The organism is Legionella sp. (assembly GCF_965140895.1).
GTDB lineage: Bacteria > Pseudomonadota > Gammaproteobacteria > Legionellales > Legionellaceae > Legionella.
In genome coordinates this window covers 1-19,715 of sequence record NZ_CBCSKT010000162.1, presented here as the reverse complement: position 1 = coordinate 19,715, position 19,715 = coordinate 1, and the positions used below count along the sequence as shown (strand labels likewise).

Sequence of the window (19,715 nt, the reverse complement as noted above, 5' to 3'; positions counted from 1 at the left end):
AGAAGGTTTTAACCATGACAACTACTATTGAAATCGACGGTAAAACATTTGAAGCAGAAAACGGTAAAATGATCATCGAAGTTGCTGATGAAGCCGGTATTCATATTCCTCGTTTTTGCTATCATAAAAAACTTTCTGTAGCCGCAAACTGCCGTATGTGCTTAGTTGAAGTAGAAAATGGCAGAAAGCCAGTTCCTGCTTGCGCTACACCAATTACTAATGGCATGAAAGTATTTACCAAATCAGAACAAGCCCTTTACTCGCAAAAAGCAGTAATGGAATTTTTGCTGATCAACCATCCATTGGATTGTCCAATATGCGATCAAGGTGGTGAGTGCGAATTGCAAGATGTCTCTATGGGATTTGGTGCTGACGAATCAACCTACACTGAAAGTAAACGTTCAGTTAATGATGATGATTTAGGTGCACTGATCGCAACAGAAATGACTCGTTGCATCCACTGTACTCGCTGTGTGCGTTTTGGTGATGAAATTGCTGGTGTACGTGAGCTAGGTGCTACTGGACGCGGTGAAAGAATGCAAATCGGAACTTACGTGCAACACAGCATGAAGTCCGAGGTTTCTGGCAACATTATTGATTTATGTCCAGTTGGCGCGCTAACATCAAAACCCTATCGTTTTACTGCAAGAGCGTGGGAAATGTCTCAATACGATAGCTTAGCGCCACACGATTGCTTAGGTTCTAACGTATTTGTCCATACACGCAGAAACGAATTAATGCGTGTTGTTCCTAAAGAAAACGAGTCAATTAACGAAACCTGGTTGTCTGACCGCGATCGATTTAGTTATTTAGGACTAAAAAGTGAGTATAGAGCAAGCAAACCACAAATCAAGCGCAACGGCCAATGGGAAGAAGTTGACTGGGAAACTGCCTTAAAATTTACTGCTGATGGTTTAAGCCGAGTAATTAAACAAAATGGCGGCGAACAAGTTGCTGCATTCGCATCCAGTTCTTCTTCATTAGAAGAGCTTTACTTATTACAAAAATTAATGCGCGAACTTGATGTGCATAATTTGGATCACCGTTTACAGCAAGTTGATTTTAAAGATCAAGAAAACCAAGCAACAACTCCAGTAAGCTCATTAGCGTATGCCGAGATCGAAAATCAACACACGATCGTGTTAGTTGGCTCTAACATTGAACGTGAAGTTCCATTAGCTGGGGTGCGAGTGCGTAAGGCATTCCGTAATGGCGCTAAAGTTTATGCCATTAACTCCGTGGATTATGATTATCATTTTGATGTTCAAGAGCGCTTCATCGTTCCTCCATTAGAAATGCCAATGCAATTGGCTAAATTGCTTAACGCACTTGCCGATGATGCAAAAGCATTGCCCGAAGAAGTACAAAAACTATTAATTGGTTTGAATACCGATGCTGCAGTAGACGGTCTAGCCCTGGCGCTTAAAGAAGAAAAAGCGTGCTTAATTACGGGCGCTCTTTGTGAAAATCACCCTGAAGCAGCCTTAATCCGTACCATGATTCATTTGATTGAAAAATTAAGTGGTGCCAAAGTGGTTCGCTTAACCCAAGGTGCTAATACAGCTGGTGCATGGATGGCTGGTATGGTTCCTCATAGAACCGTTGCTGGTAAGGCTGATTCAAAAGCTGGTTTGGATGTACACGCAGCACTGAATGCTAAGTTAAAAGCATACGTATTGATGGGCGTTGAGCCTGGTTTTGATTTTGCAAATCCTTATGGCGCGCGCCAATCAATGCTTGCGGCTGAGTTTGTAGTCTTAATGTCTGCTTATAATCATGAATCAATGCACGATTATGCAGATGTAATTTTACCGATTGCACCTTATGCTGAAACCTCTGGTACATACATCAATATTGATAATACCTGGCAAAGTGTGAAAGGAGCCTTGCCTCCGCACGACCAAGCTCGACCTGCTTGGAAAGTGTTACGCGTCTTAGGTAACTTGTTCCAGTGCAAAGATTTTCAATATACCTCAACAGAAGATGTTTTATCTGAGATTAAAGCGGTTGCTGCAATCACTGTAGAGCAAGACTATACCCCTTATTATCCTGAGAGCTTACCGTTGATCAATGAATCTTTGATTCGTGTAGGTGAGTGGCCTTTGTATCGTGTTGATTCAATTGTAAGAAATGCTAAAGAGCTGCAATTATGTGCTGCTGCTGATGTCGCATGCATACGTATGAATCCTACAACAGCCGATCGATTGCAATTAGATGAAATTGCTACTGTATCTCAGGGAGATATTGAGATAACATTGCCGCTTAAACGTGATGAGCGCGTTGCGGCAGATGTTGTATGGGTAGCAAACGCGATGCCTGAAACAGTCGATTTGGGTCATTCATTTGCTGCAATAACTATTAAGCGCTAGGCAGGTAAGAAAATGCTGCATGATATTAGCATATTAATTTGGGTTGTTCTTAAGATACTCGTAATTGTAGTTCCATTACTATTGTGTGTTGCATATTTAATTTATGCAGAGCGCAAGGTTATTGGTTACATTCAATTGCGTATTGGTCCTAACCGAGTTGGGGTGAAAGGTTTACTGCAGCCAATAGCTGACTTGATTAAATTGATCACGAAAGAAATTATTATTCCAACGAGATCAAATAAGTATCTTTTCATTATCGCACCACTTTTTGCTTTGGTACCTGCTTTGGCAGGTTGGGCTGTGGTTCCTTTTCAGGAAGGAATAGTGCTTGCGAACATTAATGCGGGAATATTGTACGTTTTTGCAATGAGCTCGCTTGGCGTTTATGGGGTTCTTATTGCCGGTTGGGCCTCTAACTCTAAATATGCAATGTTTGGGGCATTAAGAAGTACCGCACAGACGGTATCTTATGAGATTGCAATGGGTTTTGCATTGGTTGGGGTTTTATTAGCAGCTAACAGCATGAACCTTACTGACATTGTGAACTCACAAAAGGGTGGAATGCTTCATTGGTGGTTTGTACCTTTGTTTCCATTATTTTTAGTATTTTGGATTGCCGGTATTGCAGAAACAAATAGAGCACCTTTTGACCTTGCTGAGGGTGAATCAGAAATTGTTGCGGGATTCCACGTTGAGTATTCAGGAATAGGGTTTGCGTTATTCTTCTTATCAGAATACGCGAGCATGATTCTGATTTCGGTCATGCTGAGTATTATGTTCTTAGGCGGTTGGATGTCTCCGTTTGAAGGGATCCCTGTTTTAGAAGATATATTCTTCGTTGTACCTGGCTTTGTGTGGTTGCTCGCGAAAATCAGCTTTTTCCTCTTTGTTTATTTATGGGTAAGAGCGACGTTTCCACGATATCGTTATGACCAACTTATGCGTTTAGGTTGGAAAGTACTCATCCCGGTTACCATTGTTTGGATTATAGTAACGGCCGTAATGGTAGTTGCTCAGGTTAAACCTTGGTTTTGATGGTTAAAAGAGAAGCCGATGAAAAAAGTATATCAAAATATTAAATATTACCTCCGAAGTTTTCTTTTAATAGAGCTGTTGGCGGGTTTAAAGCTAACTGTACGGTATTTCTTCAAGAAAAAAATAACCGTACAGTTCCCTGAGGAACAAACACCGACTTCTCCGCGTTTTAGGGGCTTATTAGCGCTTCGTCGCTACCCTAATGGGGAAGAGCGTTGCATCGCATGTAAATTATGTGAAGCAGTGTGTCCTGCATTGGCAATTACCATTGAGTCTGAGCCTCGTGACGATGGTTCACGTCGCACAACTCGCTATGACATTGATGTATTTAAGTGCATTAACTGTGGTCTATGTGAAGAGTCTTGTCCTGTTGACTCCATCGTTGTTACCCCTATACAGCACTATCATGTGAGTGAGCGCGGCCAGAATATCATGACCAAAGAAAAACTTTTGGCTCTGGGTGATTTAATGGAACCAAAACTTGCAGCAGACCGAGCTGCTGATGAAAAGTACCGATAATGGGGTAATGTATGCATGACTTATTAATTCAATCTGTTTTTTATGTTTTTGCAGCCTTAACTGTTGGTTCTGCATTATTGGCGGTTACTCAAAATAACCCCGTTCGTTGTGTTCTGTTTCTCGTATTTACTTTCTTTACGAGTTCAGTTCTGTGGATATTGGCAGAAGCTGAGTTTTTGGCCTTAATTCTAGTACTGGTTTATGTCGGTGCGGTAATGACCTTATTCTTGTTTGTGGTCATGATGCTTAACATTGATGTTGAATCAGTAAAAGGTCAATTAAAACGCTATCTTCCATTTGGCTTAATTATCGTTGCATTATTCCTTGCACTGTTAATGAAAGCTATACCAGAGGGTACGCTTAAGAGCAATGTTGAGACTAAGCCAGTAGTTGCGTCTTCCACGCTTCAATCAAGTGAGGTATCTCAACAAAAACCTGAGCCAATTTTAGTTGCAGCTTCTAACACTGAAGCCTTAGGTATGGTTCTTTATACTGATTATTTCCTGGCTTTTGAGCTTGCCGCAGTACTCTTATTAGTTGCGATTGTTTCTGCAATTACTTTAGTACATCGTGGTGCAAGATACTCGAAGAGACAAGATGTTAAGCAGCAGATTATGACTCGTAGAAGTGATCGAGTTGAATTGGTTACTATGAAGGCAGAAAAATAAGTATTGGGGAATACCATATGATACCGGTCAATAATTACCTGATATTAGGTGCGATTTTGTTTGGCTTAGGCCTTGTTGGAATGATGCTAAATCGTAAAAATATCATTTTACTCCTTATCTGTGTTGAACTGATGTTACTTGCAGTAAACACGAATTTTATTGCGTTTTCTCATTATTTTAATGAGATTGGAGGACAGGTTTTTGTCTTTTTTATTTTGACCGTTGCTGCTGCTGAAGCGGCGATTGGTTTGGCCATAGTAATGTTGCTTTATAGAAATCGAGGCAACATCGACGTAGATAAGATGAATCATTTAAAAGGTTAACATTGTGAGTATACAACAACTGTGTTTGATAATTGTTTTAGCTCCTCTTGCAGGCTCGGCCATCGCTGGTTTTTTTCGAAACCAAATAGGACGCGTTGGAGCACACTCAGTTACGATTCTGGGTGTTAGCGTTTCTTTAATTGCGTCACTGTACATTGCTGGTCAGATTTTCTCGGGCGCCATGCCTTCAGAAAATACCCTCCTGTATCATTGGGCGACTGGTGGCGCATTAATTCCTTATGAGTTTAATCTTGGGTTCTTAATCGATCCGCTAACTGCTGTTATGCTGATAACCGTAAATTTTGTATCCTTATTAGTACATATTTATAGTATTGGTTACATGTCGGATGACGATGGTTATCAACGTTTCTTTAGCTATATTTCACTCTTTACCTTCATGATGTTGATGTTAGTTACATCAAATAACTTCTTACAGTTATTCTTCGGTTGGGAGGGTGTAGGTTTAGTTTCTTACCTGCTTATCGGTTTCTGGTATCAAAAAGAATCGGCAATTGAAGGTAGCCTTAAAGCATTCCTGGTTAACCGTGTAGGGGACTTTGGATTTGTGGTCGGGATTGCTTTAGTTTTTGCCTACACCGGAAGCATTGATTATGCAACAGTATTCCAAAGTGCAAATTATTTAGCGAGTCAAAACATTGAGTTATTCAATGGTCACCCTTGGTCAGTGATGACGGTTACCTGCTTGGCTTTATATGTTGGCGCTATGGGTAAATCAGCCCAGGTTCCTCTACATGTGTGGTTACCTGAGTCAATGGAAGGTCCTACTCCAATTTCTGCATTAATCCATGCTGCGACAATGGTTACAGCTGGGGTGTTTATGTTGGCACGGATTTCACCGCTGCTTGAATTATCAACTACAGCGCTGTCTGTTGTGTTGGTAATTGGTGCTACTGGTGCTCTCTTTACTGGTATTATTGCCTTGGTAATGAATGATATTAAGCGTGTAGTAGCTTATTCAACTTTATCTCAGTTGGGATATATGATGGTTGGTATCGGGGCTTCTGCATACAGTGCAGGGATGTTCCATCTGATCACTCATGCTTGCTTTAAAGCCTTATTATTCCTTGGTGCTGGTTCGGTAATTATCGGAATGCATCATGAGCAAGACATGCGAAAAATGGGGGGCTTGTGGAATAAAATGCCCATCACTTATCTGACGTTTATTATTGGAACCTTAGCATTATGTGCTGTACCTCCTTTTGCTGGTTTCTACTCGAAAGATACTATTATTGAAGCAGCACAACTTTCACAAATACCTGGCAGTAGTTATGCCTATTTCTGTGTTGTTGTCGGCGCGATGGTTACTGCAATTTACAGCTTTAGATCCCTCTTTATGACCTTCCATGGTAAACCACGAATGGATCAACATACTTTAGATCACGTGCATGAGTCTCCATGGGTTGTATGGTTACCTTTAGTTGTCTTAGCTGTTCCGTCTGTAATTTTAGGTTATGTATTGTATATGCCTATGTTATTTGATAAGCCAACTTTATTAGGTTCCTCATTATTTGTACTTCCTGAGCATAATGTTATGGCCGAACTCGCTCATGAAGTTACATCTCCTTTCGCAAGTATGATTCACTCAGTTTCATCACTTACTTTCTGGATTACAATAACAGGTATTGCTATTGCCTGGGTTTGCTATATTGCTGTTCCATCTATTCCTGGTTACATGGCTCGTCATTTGAAACTTATTTATAAGCTTCTTATGAATAAGTATGGATTTGATGCCTTTAATAACCTGGTCTTTGTAAAAGGTACCAAAGGTCTAGGCAATGCTTTTTATAGTGTTGGTGATCAAGGGTTAATTGATGGAGTGGTAGTTAATGGTAGTAGTCGACTGATTAGATGGTTTTCCAGTAAAGGTCGAGCCATACAAAGTGGTTATCTAAATCACTATGCAACAGTTATGGTTCTTGGATTACTCGGATTCTTGTGCTGGTTGATACTAGGCTGAATATAAGGTGAGGGTATGCATTATTTGCTCAATTTGCTAGTTTGGTTGCCAATATTAGGCGGTGTTTTTGTTCTTCTTGCGGGAGATGATCGTAACCCTAACAATGCACGCTATTTGGCTTTATTCACGGTGGTGCTCTGTCTACTGCTTTGTGTGCCTTTAGTTGGCGGTTTTGATACTAAAGCCTTAGGGATGCAATATTTGGAAGAGTTTCCTTGGATGCCTTCTCTTGGTATTAGCTACAGCCTTGGTATTGATGGTTTGTCATTATTACTCATAGTGCTAAGTATCTTCACTAATTTAGTGGTGATACTTGCTACATGGGAAAGTATTACCAGTAGAGTGCCGCAATATTTGGCTGCATTTTTAATTATGCAGGGCTTATTAGTTGGAGTCTTCTCTGCACTGGACTCAATCCTATTCTATATATTCTGGGAAGCAACACTGATACCTATGTACTTAATCATAGGTATTTGGGGTTCTGAGAATCGAGTCTATGCTGCGATTAAGTTCTTCCTCTATACCTTCTTTGGTTCGGTATTGATGCTCGGTAGTTTCTTATATATGGGTTATATTGCCGGGACCTTTAATATAGAAGCATTCTATGCAATTAAACTGAGTATGACTGCGCAAACTTTGATTTTCATTGCGTTTTTCCTCGGTTTTGCGATTAAAATTCCGATGTTTCCGGTTCATACCTGGTTACCTGATGCGCATACTGAAGCACCAGCAGGAGGCTCTATCGTTTTAGCGGCAATCCTACTGAAACTTGGAGCGTATGGATTTATTCGCTTTTCCTTGCCAATCGTGCCAGACGCCTGTAGCAAATATTCTGGTGTGATGATTGCCTTATCCTTGATTGCGGTGGTGTACATTGCTTTAGTGGCAATTGTGCAAAAGGATATGAAGCGTTTGATTGCCTACTCATCCATTTCGCATATGGGGTTTGTAACTCTAGGTTGTTTTGCGATTTTCAGTATTGCCAAACAAACTGGATTAAGTAATGCTGGGCTTATTTTAGAAGGCGCGATTGTGGTAATGATTTCACATGCCTTTGTTTCTAGCGGAATGTTTGCCGGGGTTGGTTTTATTTATGACCGTATGCATACACGTCGCTTAACAGACTTTGGCGGTATCGTGAATACCATGCCTATTTTTGCTTCATTTTTCATGCTGTTTTGTATGGCAAATGCAGGGTTACCAGGAACCTCAGGCTTTGTTGGTGAGTTCATGGTAATTGTTGGTTCGATGAAAGCTGGATTCTGGATCACTTTCTGGGCAGCAACTACGTTAATGACTGCTGCTGCATACAATCTTTGGATGTATAAGCGCGTTATTTTTGGCAAAGTGGCGAATGATAAAGTTGCTGCATTAAAAGACCTATCAATCTATGAGTTAAGTGCATACGTGTTATTAGCTCTGATGGTTATTGCTATGGGGGTGTATCCTAAGCCAATGCTTGAGTACATACACCAGACAGTAAGTCATACTCTGGCACTAGCCAGCCAAACAAAATTGTAATACGCAAGGTTAATTAATATGATCGCATTATTTGAAAATATTCATGTCGCGCTACCAGAGATGGTTATATTAGCCACAGCGGGCCTTGCATTGCTTGCTGATTTATTCTTACGGCATAAAGTTCGCTCTGTAGCGTTTATCATTTCCTGCATGGGCTTAATTGCTGCTGCTGGAATTAGTTTCCTTTATATAGGCGCTAATAAAGTAATTACTCTAAATGGGATGTTTATCAGTGATGATGTTGCTCATTTAATGAAATTCTTTATTTACCTCACGGTTTTATTGAGTTTTATTTACTCGCGCAACTATATTGATGAGCGGCAAATGCCTTCAGGGGATTATTATGTTCTAGGGTTATTTTCAACTTTAGGAATGATGATCTTAGTTTCAGCCCACTCTCTTTTATCGATTTATCTTGGTTTAGAGTTAATGTCACTGCCACTTTACGCAATGACCGCAATTCGGCGTACTGATAGCGATGCCTCAGAGGCTGCGATGAAGTATTTTGTTATGGGAGCTATCGCATCCGCTATGTTGCTTTATGGTATTTCGTTGATTTATGGAGCGACAGGTAAACTTGATTTGTTAGAGGTAGCAAACGAAATTGCTGCAAACTGGCAGCACCAAGAAGCTTTATTAGCCTTTGCTCTGGTTTTCATTTTAGCTGGTGTTTGTTTCAAACTCGCAGCCGTCCCATTCCATATGTGGGCTCCAGATGTTTATCAAGGTGCGCCAACTTCAGTGACCCTATTTATTAGTGCAGCACCTAAGGTTGCGGCTTTAGGAATGGCATTCCGATTTTTAACGATTGGTTTTGTGGATATTACTGCACAGTGGCAGCAAATTTTGTTGGTGGTTGCATTACTCTCTACGGGTTTAGGCAATCTATTCGCAGTGGTACAAACAAGTTTAAAACGTCTGCTGTCATATTCAGCAATATCACACATCGGTTATGCCTTGTTTGGTATTTTGGCCGCAAGTGCCGCAGGCTATTCAGCTGCACTTTATTACATTTTAGTTTATTCAATTACTTCTGCTGCTGCATTTGGCTTAATCGTTCTAATGTCCAGTCATGGGATGGAAATTGATAATGTTGACGATCTCAAAGGCTTAAATAAAAGAAATCCTTGGTTAGCCTTTATGATGTTAATTACGATGTTCTCAATGGCAGGTGTACCACCAACAGTTGGTTTTATTACCAAGCTACTGGTATTGAAAGCTTTAGTTGATGTGCAAATGACTTGGGTTGCAATCCTTGGTTTACTCTTTGCTGTAGTGGGTGCGTACTATTATATTCGTATTGTTAAGCTGATGTATTTTGATAAGCCGGTACATAGTGAACCGCTAATTATTAATAAAGGAAGTGCCACAGTATTGTCATTGAATTGCTTGTCTTTGCTGTATTTGGGTATTTTTCCAGGGGCATTAATTGTTAGCTGTATTAACGCATTTGTTAATTAATTCACAAACTTTGTTAAAAGTACTTGCTAAGAGAGAAAAATATCAGTATACTTCTTTTCAGTTGACGCGGGGTGGAGCAGCATGGTAGCTCGTCGGGCTCATAACCCGAAGGTCGTAGGTTCAAATCCTGCCCCCGCTACCACTTTTTAAGGCCCCTTTTATGGGGTTTTTTATTACCCTGGAAAAAGTTTTAAAATCCTCTGTAGCAGTGATTGCAGTCGATGCAACTGTTTTTCTTAGGGATATTTTTAATTCGGGCTATTTTGCGAATCCAGGTTAATACTTAACAGGCTTGGGCGTATGCGCCCTTTTTTTTTGTTTGTTAATATTATGATTCAAGACGAACTCGAACAGCTATTGGCTCCTACTGTAAATGATATGGGTTATGAATTTTGGGGATGTGAATACCTTGCCCAAGGTAAACATTCTTTATTACGCATATATATAGATAAAGCAGAAGGGATTGGAATCGAAGACTGCCAAGATGTGAGCCACCAAGTAAGTGCCTTGCTCGATGTAGAAGATCCTATTCCAGGTAACTATAGTTTAGAAGTATCATCACCCGGTATACCCAGACCTTTATTTAAAGGTTGGCAGTATCTACGTTATCTGGGGCAACCAGTCCAGGTGAAAACTTTTAAACCAGTTAATAAACAGCGTAAATTGGTAGGTACAATCGTTTCAGTGTCTGACAATTCAGTTGTACTGAATATCGATGGCGAAGAGCATGAATTACTTTTTTCAAATATTGTAAAGGCGTATTTGACAGTATAGAGAGGCGAACAATGAGCAAAGAATTGTTATTAGTTGCTGAGGCGTTATCAAATGAAAGAGGCGTAAGTAAAGACGTTATCATCCTTGCCATTCAGGCCGCATTGGAGTCTGCTACTCGAAAAATCTTTGGATTAGATATAGGCGTTAGAATTAAGCTCGATCCACGTACTGGTGAATATGAAACTTTTAGATACTGGGATGTAGTTGAGCCTGAAGATTTAGAATTCACTGAGCATCAGATAACCTTAGAAGAGGCACAAAAGCGCAACCCAGAGGTTGCCGTTGGTGGACGAATTGAAGAATCAATCCCCTCAATTGAATTTGGACGGATTGAAGCACAAGCTGCTCGCCAGGTTATTATGCAAAAAGTTAGAGAAGCTGAACGTGATTTAGTCATAGATCAGTTTAAGGGCAAATTAGGTCAATTGATTTATGGTACTGTCAAAAAAGTAACTCGTGACAATATAATTATCGATTTAGGTGGTAAAGCTGAAGCTTTCTTACCACGTACAGAAATGTTACCTCATGAAATGTTTCGTCCTAATGATAGAGTACGTGCTTATTTGTATGAAATTACTCCACAAGCACGTGGTCCACAATTGTACGTTAGCCGTACACGTAACGAAATGTTAATCGAATTGTTTCGCATTGAAGTTCCTGAAATTGGCGAAAATGTGATTGAAGTTAAGGCTGCCGCTCGCGATGTAGGAAATAGAGCTAAAATCGCCGTTAAGACTAATGATGGACGTATTGACGCTATTGGCGCATGTGTTGGTATGCGCGGAGCGCGAGTACAAGCTGTTTCCAGTGAGCTAGGCGGAGAGCGTGTTGATATTATCCTTTGGGATGATAATCCTGCACAACTAGTGATTAATGCCATGGCTCCTGCGGACATCTCTTCAATTGTTGTTGATGAAGATACTCATACTATGGATTTAGCGGTAGAGAAAGATCAATTATCACAGGCAATTGGCCGAAATGGTCAAAACGTACGTTTAGCCAGCCAATTAACTGGTTGGACTTTAAACGTGATGACTACTGACGAATTTGAAAATAAGAACTTAGAAGAGTCGAGCAAGATCGTAAAATTATTTACTTCTGCGCTGGAAATAGATGAAGAAATTGCTACATTACTAGTAGCACATGGTTTCTCCTCTCTGGAAGAAGTTGCTTATGTACCTAAAGACGAGCTCTTAGCGATCGATGAATTCGACGAAGAAATTGTTGAAGAGCTAAGAAATAGAGCAAATGATAATTTGTTGACTATGGCGCTTTCTTCTGGTAAGGGATTAGCGGGTAGTCCTGATGAATCTTTATTAAATATGGAAGGTATGTCTGAAGAGCTTGCTAACAAATTGGCAGAGCGCGGTATAACATCTATGGAAGATTTAGCAGAACAATCTGTAGATGAATTATTAGAAATGGAAGGGATGACTGAAGAAAAAGCTGGCGCTTTAATTATGAAAGCCAGAGAACCATGGTTTTTATAAAACCATATATACCCAAGTATCTTGGGTATATACCTATGCTTTGCACCATTTGGCAAAGCATTAATAAACTAACGTGTTTCAGAACGCAGTTATGTTCATTCGTAATGAATACATCATAGGCTGCTGAAAGGGGATTAAAATATGGCGGATGTGACGGTTAAACAATTAGCTCAAGTCGTTGGTATTCCGGTTGAACGCTTATTGAACCAGTTACAGGAAGCAGGATTATCTTTTACTGATGATCAACAGACTGTGAATGAGGAACAAAAGCGTATCTTACTTAATCATTTAAAGAGTAGCTCTGTGCGTGATACTAATGTTGCGCCAGAGCGTATTACTTTAAGGCGTAAAAGTACGTCTCAAGTTACTGTTGGCCATGATACTCATAGTGGTAAAACAGTTCATGTCGAAGTTCGTAAGAAAAAGGTTTTTGTCAAACGCAGTACACTCGTTGAGCAACCAGAAGCTGAAGAGCCAATTGAAATAGCAGTTACTGATGAATCCGTTCCTAGCGAAGCAATTACAGAGACATCTGTTGCTGAATCAACGTCTGACGTTGTGCACGCAGCACCCGAAGTCAAAGAAGAAGGCCAGGCAGAAGCTGCTATGGTTGACCAAGAACCACAAGCCGAAGAAGAAGTTGCTGAAGTGCCTGTAATTGTTGATGAATTAGATACACCTACTGAACTGGAAAAAATTGCAGAAGTTGCGATAAAAGAAGAAGTCAAAGGCGATAAATCTGCTAAAAAGAAACATGTTGAACCTACAACTACGGATTCAGAATCAACTGAATACAAGAAAGCTAAGAAAAAAACAAAATATCAAACCTCTTATGATCGTAGTAGCGATGATGACGATGATTCGCATCGACGTGGTACTGGACGTAGCAAATTTAAAAAGCGTAAGGGTTCTGAAAAATCAGATAAATACCGTGAAGCAGAAGAAACCTTAACGCATGGTTTTGCATTGCCAACAGCCCCAGTTGTACGTGAAGTATTAATTCCTGAGACTATTACTGTTGCAGAATTGGCAAAACGAATGTCAGTTAAAGCTGCTGAAGTGATTAAAATCATGATGACTTTAGGAGCTATGGCAACCATCAACCAGGTTATTGACCAGGAAACAGCCGTAATTGTGGTTGAAGAAATGGGGCATAAGCCACGCGTAATTAATGAAGATGCGATTGAAGTTGGACTCGGTGAAGCAATCACCAAAGGTAGTAATACGGAAGCTCGTGCTCCAGTCGTAACTATTATGGGTCACGTTGACCATGGTAAAACCTCGCTACTTGACTACATTCGCCGAACCAAAGTGGCTTCTGGTGAGGCCGGCGGTATTACTCAGCACATTGGCGCGTATCACGTAAGTACACCGAAAGGGGACATTACCTTCTTAGATACCCCTGGTCACGCGGCATTTACTGCAATGCGTGCGCGTGGTGCCCAAGTTACTGACATCGTTATTTTGATTGTTGCCGCAGATGATGGCGTTAAGCCACAAACCATTGAAGCAATTCAGCATGCTAAGGCGGCTAAAGTGCCTATTATTGTTGCGGTTAACAAAATTGATAAACAAGGTGCTGATCCAGACCGAGTTATGAATGAATTATCTGTTCATGAAGTAATTCCGGAAGCTTGGGGTGGCGATACCATGTTTATTAATATCTCTGCTAAAGCAGGTACAGGTATTGACGAGCTACTTGATGCAATTCTGTTGCAATCAGAGGTTTTAGAATTAACTGCGTTGACTGATGGTGCTGCTAAAGGTGTGGTCATTGAGTCTCGCTTAGATAAGGGACGTGGTCCAGTTGCTACCGTATTAGTTCAAAGTGGAACCTTACATAAGGGCGATATTATTCTTGCTGGTTTCCAATATGGTCGTGTACGTGCATTAGTCGGCGATAATGGCGATATGGTGAACAGTGCTGGTCCTTCAATTCCAGTGGAAGTATTAGGTTTATCAGCGATTCCTCATGCAGGGGATGAGGCTGTAGTGGTTCCTGATGAGAAGAAAGCACGTGAAGTAGCTCTCTTCCGCCAAGGTAAGTTCCGTGATGTGAAGCTTGCACGACGCCAAAAGTCTACTTTAGAAGGTATCATGGAAAACATGACTGCTGCTGAGTCTAAAGTATTGAATATTGTGCTTAAGGCAGATGTACAAGGTTCGGTGGAAGCTATTTCTGATGCCTTGGTTAAATTATCGAATGATGAAGTTAAAGTAGCGGTTATTTCTAATGGCGTAGGTGGTATTACTGAGTCAGATGTTCATTTGGCAATCGCATCAAGTGCTTTATTGATTGGCTTTAACGTTCGTGCTGATGCAACTGCCAAGCGTTTAGCGGAACAAGAATCAATAACTCTTCATTATTACAGTGTTATTTACGACATTGTGGACCAAATTAAAGGTGCGTTAACAGGAATGTTAGCCCCACAATTCAAAGAAGAGATTATTGGTACTGCCGAAGTGCGTGATGTATTCAAGTCACCAAAAATCGGTGCTATTGCTGGTTGTATGGTTATTGAAGGCGTAATTAAACGTAATAACCCAATTCGTGTACTCCGTGCCAACGTTGTTATTTACGAAGGAACATTAGAGTCATTAAGACGCTTTAAAGATGACGTATTAGAAGTTCGTCAAGGATTTGAATGTGGTATTGGGGTTAAAAACTACAATGACGTGAAGCCTGGCGACCTTATTGAAGTATATGAAACTGTTGAAATTAAGCGTGATTTATAATTATGGCTCAAAATTTTAAACGTACAGATCGTGTTGCTGAAATGATTCAGCGAAAATTAGCGCAGATCATTCCTTTAGAGGTAAAAGATCCACGCTTAAATGGTATTGTGACTATTTCTGCAGTAAAGGTTGCTGCAGATTTAGCTCATGCAAAGGTTTACTTCACCGTGCTGAATAATGATAAAAAGCTGGTTGAGACTATTCTCAATGCAGCCGCAAGTTATCTGCGCAGTGCTTTGGCGCGTAGTATTACTTTACGCACGGTACCTCAGTTACATTTTGTTTATGATGAATCAATAGAATATGGGCAGCGCCTAAGCCGTTTAATTGATGAAGCAAACCCTCCTGCCACTGATGATAATGAAGAAAACTGAGTTGACTCCAGTAATCAATGGAATTTTATTGCTTAATAAATCAGGAGGAATGTCTTCCAATAAAGCCTTGCAAAAGGCTAAGCATTTATTGGGAGCAAAAAAAGCAGGACATACCGGCAGCTTAGATCCCTTAGCTACAGGTATGTTACCATTATGCTTCGGAGAGGCAACAAAGGTTTGTCAATTTCTGCTTGATGCAGATAAATGTTATGAAACAACCGCAATGCTCGGAATTAAAACCGATTCGTCTGATTCAACCGGGCGAGTAATCGCGTATACCGAGATGTGTAGTGTATCGCAGGAACAGCTTACGACTGTATTAGCGCAATATAGAGGGCATATAAAACAGACTCCCTCTATGTACTCTGCCTTAAAACATCAGGGCAGGCCTTTATACCGTTTAGCTCGAGAGGGAATAGAGGTTGAGCGTAAGCCGCGTGATATTTTTATCAGTCAGTTGCAATTGGATGCATTTGATGGGGCACAGTTTTCCTTGACTGTTAACTGCAGCAAGGGAACCTATATTCGTAATTTAGTCGAAGATATAGGTGATGCATTAGGGGTTGGTGCTCATGTAACACGTTTGCATCGCCTTTATACATCTGGTCTCAATGAGATGCCGATGTATACTTTGGAGGATTTGGAGCAGATGTCCTTGGATGAGCGAAAAGCTTGTCTTATTCCTCTAGATAAAGCAGTAGATTATTTAAAGCAGATAATACTTTCAGAAAATGATATTTTAGCCATCCGACAAGGTCGGGTAGTTAGCAAGCAATTAGATGTAGATGGGGTAAATTGTGTTCGTCTTTATGATGAACAATCACAATTTGTTGGTTTAGGTGAGTTAAATGCTGAAGGTGAGTTGAGAGCGAAAAGATTGTTGGCTTTTTAGTTTGATTGTAAAAATTCATGCCTAAGTATGGTTTTTTTTGCACAAAATAATTTACAACACTTGTTTCGTTTGGTATGCCTTGGTAGAATGCTCGCCTTTGAATGAATATTTAGTAGTTCCAGGAGTGTATAATGTCGCTAAATAGCGCGGATAAAGCAGCAATCGTTAATGAATTCAAGCGTGCCGATAAAGATACAGGTTCGCCAGAAGTTCAAGTTTCTTTAATTACAAGTCGTATCAAGTATTTGACGGACCACTTTAAAGAACACAAAAAAGATTTTCATTCTCGTCGTGGTTTACAAGCATTAGTAAACAAACGTCGTAAGCTATTGAAGTATCTGAAAAGTAACGATCAAGGTCGTTATCAAACATTGATTCAAAAATTAGAGTTAAGAGATTCTTATTGATTATTGAATCGATGCACCTTACTAGAGGTGCGTTTAACCAGAATAGTTTTAATTAAAGGCGCACACTTCTGCGCCTTTTTTTCGTTATAATTATCAAAGAGGAATATACCGTGGCTAAAATTAGAAAAGAGATGGCATTTGGTGACCATACCCTAGTTCTTGAAACCGGTGAAATTGCGCGACAAGCTGATGGTGCTGTATTAGTCAGTATGAATGGTACTCAAGTTTTAGTTACTGCGGTTGGTAAAAAAGAGGGCGGTGAAGGAAATGGATTTTTTCCTCTTACAGTGAATTATCAAGAAAAATTCTATGCCGTAGGAAAAATTCCTGGTGGCTTTAATAAGCGCGAAGGCCGACCTAGCGACAATGAAACTTTAATTTCTCGCCTAATTGATAGACCAATTCGCCCGCTCTTCCCAGATGCATTTACCAATGAAGTACAAATAATCGCGACTGTTCTTTCTCTAAATCCTGAAGTTTCTTCAGATATTCTTGCGATGATTGGTGCTTCAGCCGCGTTGGCAATTTCAGGTGTTCCCTTTAATGGCCCAATTGGTGCTGCACGTGTTGGTTATAAAGATGGGGTTTACCTGTTAAATCCAAGTCGCAAAACATTAGAAGAATCTCAATTAGATTTAGTTGTTGCTGGAACTAAAGATGCTATTTTAATGGTTGAGTCTGAAGCGAAAGAATTGAGCGAAGGCGTCATGCGTGGTGCGATTATGTTTGGCCATGAAATGATGAAAGGCGTGATTAGAATGATTGAAGAGCTCGCTGAAGAAGCTGGCAAAGCACGTTGGGATTGGACTGCTCCGGAAGTCGATACTAGTCTACAGGCTCGTGTTTCTGATATCGCGAAAAACGATGTTGAAGCAGCTTATCTGATTAAAGACAAACAAGCTCGTTATGCGCGTTTAGATGAATTAAAAGAACAAACTATCAAGGCATTGTTAGCTGAAAATGAAGAATTAAAAACTGACGTTATCGGAAACATGTTTGTTGATTTAGAACGCGCTACAGTGCGTAATCGTATTCTTGATGGTGAACCTCGTATTGATGGTCGTGACCAAAAGACCGTACGTCCTATTGCCATTCGTACCAAATTCTTGGATAGAACTCACGGTTCAGCGTTATTTACCCGTGGCGAAACCCAGGCAATTGTAGTAGCAACTTTAGGTAATGAGCGTGATGCGCAAATGCTTGATGGCATTAATGTCGAATCTAAAGATCGCTTTATGCTGCACTATAACTTCCCTCCTTATTCTGTTGGTGAAACAGGTATGGTTGGTAGTCCAAAGCGTCGTGAAATTGGCCATGGTCGTTTGGCAAAACGTGCTTTAATGGCTGTATTGCCTGCAGCAAATGAATTCCCTTACGTTTTACGCGTGGTATCTGAAATTACTGAGTCTAATGGCTCAAGTTCTATGGCAACTGTTTGTGGAACCAGTTTAGCCTTGATGGATGCGGGCGTTCCTTTAAAAGCTCCAGTTGCAGGTGTTGCGATGGGCTTAATTAAAGAAGGCGACCGTTTTGCTGTATTAACCGATATCTTAGGTGATGAAGACCACTTAGGTGACATGGACTTCAAAGTTGCCGGAACAGAACAAGGTATTACTGCATTACAAATGGATATCAAAATTACAGGTATCACCAACGAAATTATGGAACAAGCGCTTGAGCAAGCTTTAGCAGGACGTATCCATATTCTAGGTGTAATGAATAATGCTTTAGCAGAACACCGCGAAGAGCTATCTCAACATGCTCCACGAATCACTACCATGAAAGTTGCGGAAGATAAAATTCGTACCATTATTGGTAAAGGTGGTGCGACAATCAAAGGTTTAATTGATAGCACAGGTGTTTCTATTGATATCGATGATACCGGTTTGGTGCAATTATTCTCTCCTGACATGCTGGCGTTAGAAGAAGCTCAAAAGCAAATTAAAGCACTGATAGCGGAGGTTGAAGTTGGTGAAACCTATCATGGTAAAGTAAGCAAGATCGTTGATTTTGGAGCCTTCATTAACTTGTTACCAGGAAAGGATGGTTTATTACATATTTCACAAATTTGCGCTGATAGAGCACAAAAAGTTGAAGATGTTCTGCAAGAAGGTCAAGAAATCTCTGTATTCGTTGCTGGTATTGATAAGCAAGGCCGAGTTAAGCTGGAGTGGAAAGACAAGCCCCAAGCTCCTGAAGCGGTAGCTGCTCCTGCTGTTGCAGAAGAAAATGCTGAAGTTGCTAATCTTGGTACTGATGCGTCTGAAGAAGAATAATATACTTCTTAGCATCGAATAATTCGAAACCCGTATTGACGATTCGCAATACGGGTTTTTTTATGCCCAAAATGTCGCTGAGTGTATAAATTTTTAAATTAAATAAACCGTCGTCATTACGAGCGTAGTGAAGCAACCCAGGGTTCTGTGCTTCGAACTTCTGGTTTCGTCACTACGTTCCTCGTAATGACGAAATTTACATAGATGGCGAATGTTTACAAAATGAGAATATCAAGGGAGGTAAATGCGTCTGATCTTAATTCGTTTTCTGAATTAGCCTTAAAAATTCAGCACGGCTAGTGGCGCAAGTACGCATCTCGCCGAGCATCACGGAGGTGCTCATCACTGAATTTTGCTTTTCAACGCCACGCATCATCATGCACAAATGTTTTGCTTCTACAACAACAGCAACTCCTCGTGCGCCAGTAATTGATTCAATACAATGAGCTATTTCTGACGTTAAACGTTCTTGAATTTGCAGACGGCGAGCAAAAAAATCAACAACGCGCGCAATTTTTGATAGACCAATTACTTTTCCATTGGGAATATAACCGACATGGCACTTGCCCAAAAATGGCAGCAGGTGATGCTCACACATCGAATACATCTCAACGTCTTTAACAATAACCATTTCACTCATTTCTGAGTCAAAGAGCGCACCATTAATGATCTCATCAATATCTTCATGGTAGCCTTTAGTTAAATAGCGCATCGCATTTGCTGCGCGTTCTGGCGTATCTACCAATCCTTCGCGAGTTATATCCTCTCCTAGTTCCGTTAGTAGCTGCTCATAAAGTTCTTTCATAATAAAAATTCCTAACCTGGAGGCCAAGTCATGCTACGGCCACCTAGTAAATGTAAATGAATATGGAAAACCGTCTGACCGCCATGG

16 protein-coding genes, 1 tRNA gene and 2 pseudogenes are annotated in these 19,715 nt (G+C 40.5%); 17 read left to right on the top strand and 2 right to left on the bottom strand.

The window, feature by feature from the left end; genetic code table 11:
* Nucleotides 1-14 precede the first annotated feature (14 nt).
* From nuoG to pnp, 17 genes and pseudogenes are all read left to right on the top strand, one after another.
* The gene (gene nuoG / locus ACQY7T_RS14340) at nucleotides 15-2,369 is read left to right on the top strand and encodes an NADH-quinone oxidoreductase subunit NuoG (RefSeq protein WP_428414218.1); all 2,355 of its coding nucleotides are present in this window, start codon (nucleotides 15-17) and stop codon (nucleotides 2,367-2,369) included.
* Between the two features lie 12 nt (nucleotides 2,370-2,381).
* Nucleotides 2,382-3,404 (top strand): NADH-quinone oxidoreductase subunit NuoH, encoded by a 1,023-nt coding sequence (nuoH, locus tag ACQY7T_RS14335; RefSeq protein WP_428414217.1) that lies wholly within the window; start codon nucleotides 2,382-2,384, stop codon nucleotides 3,402-3,404.
* 18 nt (nucleotides 3,405-3,422) lie between these two features.
* The gene (nuoI, locus tag ACQY7T_RS14330; RefSeq protein ID WP_428414216.1) at nucleotides 3,423-3,923 is read left to right on the top strand and encodes an NADH-quinone oxidoreductase subunit NuoI; all 501 of its coding nucleotides are present in this window, start codon (nucleotides 3,423-3,425) and stop codon (nucleotides 3,921-3,923) included.
* 11 nt (nucleotides 3,924-3,934) lie between these two features.
* Nucleotides 3,935-4,591 (top strand): NADH-quinone oxidoreductase subunit J, encoded by a 657-nt coding sequence (locus tag ACQY7T_RS14325; protein WP_428414215.1) that lies wholly within the window; start codon nucleotides 3,935-3,937, stop codon nucleotides 4,589-4,591.
* 17 nt (nucleotides 4,592-4,608) lie between these two features.
* A complete protein-coding gene (nuoK, locus tag ACQY7T_RS14320) occupies nucleotides 4,609-4,914 on the top strand; it encodes an NADH-quinone oxidoreductase subunit NuoK (RefSeq protein ID WP_428414213.1) in 306 nt (101 codons plus the stop codon).
* A 4-nt stretch (nucleotides 4,915-4,918) separates the two neighbouring features.
* Entirely contained in the window at nucleotides 4,919-6,892 is a 1,974-nt protein-coding gene (gene nuoL, locus ACQY7T_RS14315; protein WP_428414212.1) for an NADH-quinone oxidoreductase subunit L, read from the top strand.
* Between the two features lie 15 nt (nucleotides 6,893-6,907).
* Complete coding sequence (locus ACQY7T_RS14310) at nucleotides 6,908-8,413, top strand: complex I subunit 4 family protein (protein WP_428414211.1); 1,506 nt, start codon at nucleotides 6,908-6,910, stop codon at nucleotides 8,411-8,413.
* Nucleotides 8,414-8,431: 18 nt separating this feature from the next.
* Nucleotides 8,432-9,874, top strand: a complete 1,443-nt coding sequence (gene nuoN / locus ACQY7T_RS14305; RefSeq protein WP_428414210.1) for an NADH-quinone oxidoreductase subunit NuoN — start codon at nucleotides 8,432-8,434, stop codon at nucleotides 9,872-9,874.
* 65 nt (nucleotides 9,875-9,939) lie between these two features.
* Nucleotides 9,940-10,016: transfer RNA gene (locus ACQY7T_RS14300), tRNA-Met, on the top strand.
* A gap of 188 nt (nucleotides 10,017-10,204) precedes the next feature.
* Nucleotides 10,205-10,648: a ribosome maturation factor RimP gene (gene rimP / locus ACQY7T_RS14295; RefSeq protein WP_428414209.1), complete on the top strand. Its 444-nt coding sequence runs from the start codon at nucleotides 10,205-10,207 to the stop codon at nucleotides 10,646-10,648.
* A gap of 11 nt (nucleotides 10,649-10,659) precedes the next feature.
* Nucleotides 10,660-12,138: a transcription termination factor NusA gene (gene nusA, locus ACQY7T_RS14290; protein ID WP_428414208.1), complete on the top strand. Its 1,479-nt coding sequence runs from the start codon at nucleotides 10,660-10,662 to the stop codon at nucleotides 12,136-12,138.
* A 141-nt stretch (nucleotides 12,139-12,279) separates the two neighbouring features.
* Nucleotides 12,280-12,622: pseudogene (locus ACQY7T_RS14285) on the top strand (translation initiation factor IF-2 associated domain-containing protein); the annotation flags it as partial.
* Nucleotides 12,623-12,843: 221 nt separating this feature from the next.
* A pseudogene (gene infB, locus ACQY7T_RS14280) lies at nucleotides 12,844-14,874 on the top strand (translation initiation factor IF-2); the annotation flags it as partial.
* A 2-nt stretch (nucleotides 14,875-14,876) separates the two neighbouring features.
* Nucleotides 14,877-15,248, top strand: a complete 372-nt coding sequence (rbfA, locus tag ACQY7T_RS14275) for a 30S ribosome-binding factor RbfA (protein WP_428414207.1) — start codon at nucleotides 14,877-14,879, stop codon at nucleotides 15,246-15,248.
* Nucleotides 15,235-16,140 carry a tRNA pseudouridine(55) synthase TruB gene (gene truB, locus ACQY7T_RS14270; RefSeq protein ID WP_428414206.1) on the top strand — a complete coding sequence of 302 codons (906 nt, stop codon included), beginning with the start codon at nucleotides 15,235-15,237 and terminating at the stop codon, nucleotides 16,138-16,140. Before rbfA ends, truB begins: the two co-directional genes overlap by 14 nt.
* Nucleotides 16,141-16,271: 131 nt before the next feature.
* Nucleotides 16,272-16,547: a 30S ribosomal protein S15 gene (rpsO, locus tag ACQY7T_RS14265; protein WP_428414205.1), complete on the top strand. Its 276-nt coding sequence runs from the start codon at nucleotides 16,272-16,274 to the stop codon at nucleotides 16,545-16,547.
* Nucleotides 16,548-16,657: 110 nt separating this feature from the next.
* The gene (gene pnp, locus ACQY7T_RS14260) at nucleotides 16,658-18,823 is read left to right on the top strand and encodes a polyribonucleotide nucleotidyltransferase (protein WP_428414204.1); all 2,166 of its coding nucleotides are present in this window, start codon (nucleotides 16,658-16,660) and stop codon (nucleotides 18,821-18,823) included.
* Nucleotides 18,824-19,079: 256 nt separating this feature from the next.
* On the opposite strand, the gene folE is transcribed toward pnp, so the two are convergent.
* The gene (folE, locus tag ACQY7T_RS14255) at nucleotides 19,080-19,628 is read right to left on the bottom strand and encodes a GTP cyclohydrolase I FolE (RefSeq protein ID WP_428414203.1); all 549 of its coding nucleotides are present in this window, start codon (nucleotides 19,626-19,628) and stop codon (nucleotides 19,080-19,082) included.
* An 11-nt stretch (nucleotides 19,629-19,639) separates the two neighbouring features.
* A partial coding sequence (locus ACQY7T_RS14250; RefSeq protein ID WP_428414234.1) for an HIT domain-containing protein occupies nucleotides 19,640-19,715 on the bottom strand: 76 nt, incomplete at its 5' end.

What these genes read in the sequence shown, in the direction of transcription:
- folE (WP_428414203.1), bottom strand. Translation starts at nt 19,628, where the DNA reads ATGAAAGAACTTTATGAGCAGCTACTAACGGAACTAGGAGAGGATATA.
- nuoK (WP_428414213.1), top strand. Translation starts at nt 4,609, where the DNA reads ATGATACCGGTCAATAATTACCTGATATTAGGTGCGATTTTGTTTGGC.
- rbfA (WP_428414207.1), top strand. Translation starts at nt 14,877, where the DNA reads ATGGCTCAAAATTTTAAACGTACAGATCGTGTTGCTGAAATGATTCAG.
- rimP (WP_428414209.1), top strand. Translation starts at nt 10,205, where the DNA reads ATGATTCAAGACGAACTCGAACAGCTATTGGCTCCTACTGTAAATGAT.
- rpsO (WP_428414205.1), top strand. Translation starts at nt 16,272, where the DNA reads ATGTCGCTAAATAGCGCGGATAAAGCAGCAATCGTTAATGAATTCAAG.
- nuoN (WP_428414210.1), top strand. Translation starts at nt 8,432, where the DNA reads ATGATCGCATTATTTGAAAATATTCATGTCGCGCTACCAGAGATGGTT.
- truB (WP_428414206.1), top strand. Translation starts at nt 15,235, where the DNA reads ATGAAGAAAACTGAGTTGACTCCAGTAATCAATGGAATTTTATTGCTT.
- nuoG (WP_428414218.1), top strand. Translation starts at nt 15, where the DNA reads ATGACAACTACTATTGAAATCGACGGTAAAACATTTGAAGCAGAAAAC.
- nusA (WP_428414208.1), top strand. Translation starts at nt 10,660, where the DNA reads ATGAGCAAAGAATTGTTATTAGTTGCTGAGGCGTTATCAAATGAAAGA.
- ACQY7T_RS14310 (WP_428414211.1), top strand. Translation starts at nt 6,908, where the DNA reads ATGCATTATTTGCTCAATTTGCTAGTTTGGTTGCCAATATTAGGCGGT.
- ACQY7T_RS14325 (WP_428414215.1), top strand. Translation starts at nt 3,935, where the DNA reads ATGCATGACTTATTAATTCAATCTGTTTTTTATGTTTTTGCAGCCTTA.
- nuoI (WP_428414216.1), top strand. Translation starts at nt 3,423, where the DNA reads ATGAAAAAAGTATATCAAAATATTAAATATTACCTCCGAAGTTTTCTT.
- nuoH (WP_428414217.1), top strand. Translation starts at nt 2,382, where the DNA reads ATGCTGCATGATATTAGCATATTAATTTGGGTTGTTCTTAAGATACTC.